This is a genomic window from Buttiauxella sp. S19-1, assembly GCF_022134725.1.
GTDB lineage: Bacteria > Pseudomonadota > Gammaproteobacteria > Enterobacterales > Enterobacteriaceae > Buttiauxella > Buttiauxella ferragutiae.
Genome location: NZ_JAHWLU010000202.1, coordinates 1 through 4,374, shown reverse-complemented (window position 1 = coordinate 4,374; position 4,374 = coordinate 1). Strand labels below are relative to the sequence as shown.

Below are 4,374 nucleotides of genomic sequence, written 5' to 3'. Positions count from 1 at the left end.
ACCAGATAAGTAGCCCTCTGGACTTCCTGGAGGCGCTGGAAAAAGAGTCTGCAAACGATGTGCGGATACTCCAGGGCGAGCTGACTGAGGGCAAACACTCCCGCGTGCACAAGACGATTTTCTCATGCCGGGCCGATCTGAAGTTACTCAATAACGAGATTGAATCGCTGTTGGTGAATACACTTGAGCCAGTACTGGCAATTAGCCGCAGCCTTGGGCATGCATATCCGTCAAAAATCATCGCTGATATTTGGAAACTGATGTTTTATAACGCCGCCCATGACAGCATCGGCGGTTGTAACAGCGACGATACTAATCAGGATATTTTCTTCCGCTATAAGCAGGCTCGCGATTTAGCCATCAATTTGCTGGAGCTGCATAGCCGATTAATTGCCATTCGTACCCAGCGCGAGCACGATTACACGTTCACTGTATTCAACCCGCTAACTAATACAGCCGCGCCACAGGTGACCTTCGAGGCATGGTTGCCGGGTATCCCATTCACCCTGCGCGATTCGGCGGGCAATGCATTGCCCTATGTGATTGAAGAACAGACCGATTTGACCAGTTACGTATTGAACCAGACCATTCGACTTAATCCTGGCAAGCCATACCATAAACCGGAGAAGGTTTATCGCACTAAAGTGACGGTGAACAGCAGTGACTTACCTGCTCTCGGTTATACCCGCTGGCATCTTGATTTTGATGCTGATGGGGCAAGTAAGCGGGTCACGGATAATATGCTGGTCATCGAGAACGCATTTTATCGCATGGAAGTGGAAGAGAACGGGTTGCTCACCATCAACCATAAAACCACCGGTAAACGCTATGAGCGCCAGATGCTGTTGGTGGAAAATGGCGATGATGGAGATTCCTACAACTATTCGCCGCCGCGTGGTGACTTGATTGTTACCTCCGAAGGTTGCCTGGTTTCAGCTCGCCGGGAGAATAATGGCCTGAATCAGTCGTTGTTACTTGATTATGTACTTAAAGTTCCTGGCAACCTCGAAGAGCGGGCGCAGGGCATCGCCACCTCTACAATGAAAGTCGCGGTGCATGTGACTCTGCAGTATGACGACATAATCCGCTTTACAGTTGACGTGGATAACCAGGTGCTCAGTCATCGTTTATGCGTCCATTTCGCGACGGACATACTGGCAAATGTCTCTTATGCGGATCAGTTGTTTGGTGTGGTTGCGCGCCCGGTGCAACTGAGTAACGCCTTGAAAGTGTGGGAAGCGGAAAACTGGCATGAAAAACCGATTTCCATTGAGCCAATGCAAAGCTACGTGAACCTGCATGATGAAAACCATGGTTTCTCGTTGCATACCAATGGCGTGCGTGAATATGAAATCGTCGGCGACAATTTCGATACCATTTCCGTTACTCTGTTCCGTTCGTTCGGTTACATGGGCAAGGAAAACCTGCTCTACCGTCCGGGGCGTGCGTCGGGCGAGTCGGTCGTAGCAACGCCTGATGCGCAACTTTCTGGGCCGTTGTCCTTCGCATTTAGCTGGCGTATCTATAGCGGCTCGTTTGACGAGGCACAGCATGCGCGGCTATCGAAATCGTTGCTGACATCGTTTCCGGTCTATCAGGACAGCGACTTCCTCAATGGCCGTCTGCGTTTTTGCCTGAGCGATGAACAACGCACATATCCGCAGGAATACAGTCTGCTGGCCCTGCCTGATGGCCCGGAAGATGCACTGGTCAGCGTGGTGAAATGCGCAGAAGAGGGCGAGGGGTTAATTTGCCGCTTCTATAACCCAAATCTGAATGCCACAGCCACCATTCCGGCGCTGAATAATGCTCGTTACGTCTTGCTGGACGAGAAAACCCCGTCACAGGAAAGGGCGGCGCTAAACCCTAATGATGTGCAGACGTTGTACATAGAAATAGTGTGAAGAGAGAAATGAGACTGTTTACCAATAAGCGGATCAGAGATATTTTCACCCAGATTGCTCAAGGGAATGTGACGCAAACCTCTTTGGCCAAAGAGATGAATGTGTCCACGCGAACCATCCGCAGTGACCTGAAAGATCTAAATGATATCGTTGGCGGGTTTGGTAACAGTCTCATTCACCATCGTAAGAAAGGTTTTTCCATTCAGGTTAACAATCCGGCGGGTCATAAAACGCTGCTTGAACAGTCACAAAGGCCCTGGAAAGAGACTCGTTCGACAGCAGAACGCCGCCGGGCTTTACTGTCGACGCTATTGCGCCAGGATGCGGAAATCTCGCTTGAGGAGTTGGAGTCGACGTGGTTTATCAGTATCTACAGCTTGAGAAACGACATTGCTTTGCTTAAGCGTCATTTTGCCCTCTATGACCTGAGTATCGTTTCTGGAGGGGTCGATAAATTTAAACTCTCTGGCAGCGAAATAGCGTTTCGTCGCTGCATTTACGATAACCTGCTGCGCTCAAAAGAAGCGGAAGAAGATTACCAGGGGATCTTTGATTCGTTGGCGAAGATTTCCAACATCAAGCTGGCGCTGAGTGACTACTTTGTTAGCCATGGATTAGTGGTAAGCGATGTCAATTTGCGGTTTTTTACCCTGATTTGTGGGATTACCTGTGAACGCATTCTCCGGGGAAGTTGGCTGTTGGATTATGAGTTTGACGCTTGCGAACCGCACTTAAAAATAGTCGCGCGCGATATTCTTCCCCTGCTGCTGGCGGATGCGGTACCTAACATTGCGCAAAGCGAAATCGATTATATGGCGATGAACCTCGCCGCGTTTTGTTCAATGACGAGTGAAAATGCGCTTGAGCATGAGCAGCACGACGCCGAGCGTGCGGTGATGAACCATTTTTTGAGTTATGTCAGTTCGTCCTGGTTCTGCGACGTCAGTTATGATGAGCTGTCACGCAAGAATCTGCTTAGTCACATTCAGGCCATGCGTATACGCGTTAATAATAACATCACTATTATCAACCCGTTGATTGAGCAAATTAAGCGTCACTATCCGTTGATGTACGAAATGACGCTGGCTGCTTTTAGTGAGCTGGAACACTTCTTTTCTAACAAAATTAGCGATGATGAGATTGGCTATCTCGTCATGCATATCGGGGCCATTCTTGAAGAGATTCATCTGAAAGACGAAGGTCACACTATCAGTGCATTAGTCGTCAATGATCAAGGTGAAGCCTCAACCCGGATCGTCTGCCAGAAAATAATCAGGATGTACCCCAACATTGCTATGACAAAGTGTGTTTCGGTTGAGCAGTACAAAGCGATGACCCGTGTGGAAGAGAGCATTGTTATAAGCTTTGTAGTCATTGAAGAGAAGAACAAACGTGTTATCAATTTGCCTCCGTTGCCAGAAAGATGGCAGTTAGAAAACATGAAGTACTTTTTAACCGCTGAAAACACGCCACCTGCGGCGATGGTGAATTATTTTTCTGCGGATCACTTTTTTGTATTTGAAAGCCACGTCCATACCAAGGAGTCGCTGATTAACTTTCTCTCCTCACAATTAGAATTAAAAGGAAGAGTTGATGAGCATTATTTAGACTCAGTAATTGAACGAGAAGTGCGAGCGTCAACATTGCTGGATGATAAAATCGCCATTCCACATCCATTAGGTCTGGTAGCATTAAGTACTATGGTGACGGTGGCTATATTTCCTGATGGCATTGAATGGGATGTGGGGAAAAAAGTTAAACTGGTCTATATGCTAGCCATTAGTGAGGATGCTTTTGTCGATAGCATGATTATTTATGATTATCTGACAAATATTCTTGATAACGACGTTATTGATAATTTAAGTCAGTGTGAAAATTATTCTGAGTTTATAGCATTGTCACAAAAATATTTTTTATAAAACATTCGGAATAAGAATGTTATACATAATCATTTTAGCCGCTTACAAAATCCCTCCCGGTATCCTTTCCTAACGTCTATACCCTAAATAATTCGAGTTGCAGTCAGGCGGTAAGGCCAGCACTCCCTGGCACCCTGTAGCGTAGTATGGGGTGGATTTTAACAAGTTTGAAACAAATTTCTTAATCCAGAAGATACTAATAACCTACTGTAATAAAAGCCATTTAAGTAACAAATCACTATTATTTACTGATTTCCCGCCGTTGTTTCCGGGTCTTTAATAAGACATTCCTTAGGCAAGATAAAGGATTTACACATGTTATTAGCTATGCGATTAATTTAAATTATTAACATCGAGAAGATGGTGTTTTAAATGTTAATTCATCGTTTTCGAGAAGATGAAAATATCTCCGCATGGATTGGGGAGTTGGGGGCTATTTGGCTCAGTAAATCAACTGGAATAATGAATGAAGGATACATTATTCAAACAGGATATTTTAATAATTAAAGGAATCTCCATGAAATTTAGTAAAATTGCTTGCTCTTTGGTTG

The 4,374-nt window shown here is 45.7% G+C and carries 3 protein-coding genes; all 3 read left to right on the top strand.

The genetic code is table 11. From position 1 onward, the window contains the following. A partial coding sequence (locus MES37_RS23675; protein ID WP_237932756.1) for a glycoside hydrolase family 38 C-terminal domain-containing protein occupies positions 1-1,904 on the top strand: 1,904 nt, incomplete at its 5' end. Between the two features lie 8 nt (positions 1,905-1,912). Next, entirely contained in the window at positions 1,913-3,823 is a 1,911-nt protein-coding gene (locus MES37_RS23670) for a BglG family transcription antiterminator (protein ID WP_133521906.1), read from the top strand. A gap of 372 nt (positions 3,824-4,195) precedes the next feature. Then, the gene (locus MES37_RS24805; RefSeq protein ID WP_255424152.1) at positions 4,196-4,330 is read left to right on the top strand and encodes a hypothetical protein; all 135 of its coding nucleotides are present in this window, start codon (positions 4,196-4,198) and stop codon (positions 4,328-4,330) included. Positions 4,331-4,374: the final 44 nt, after the last annotated feature.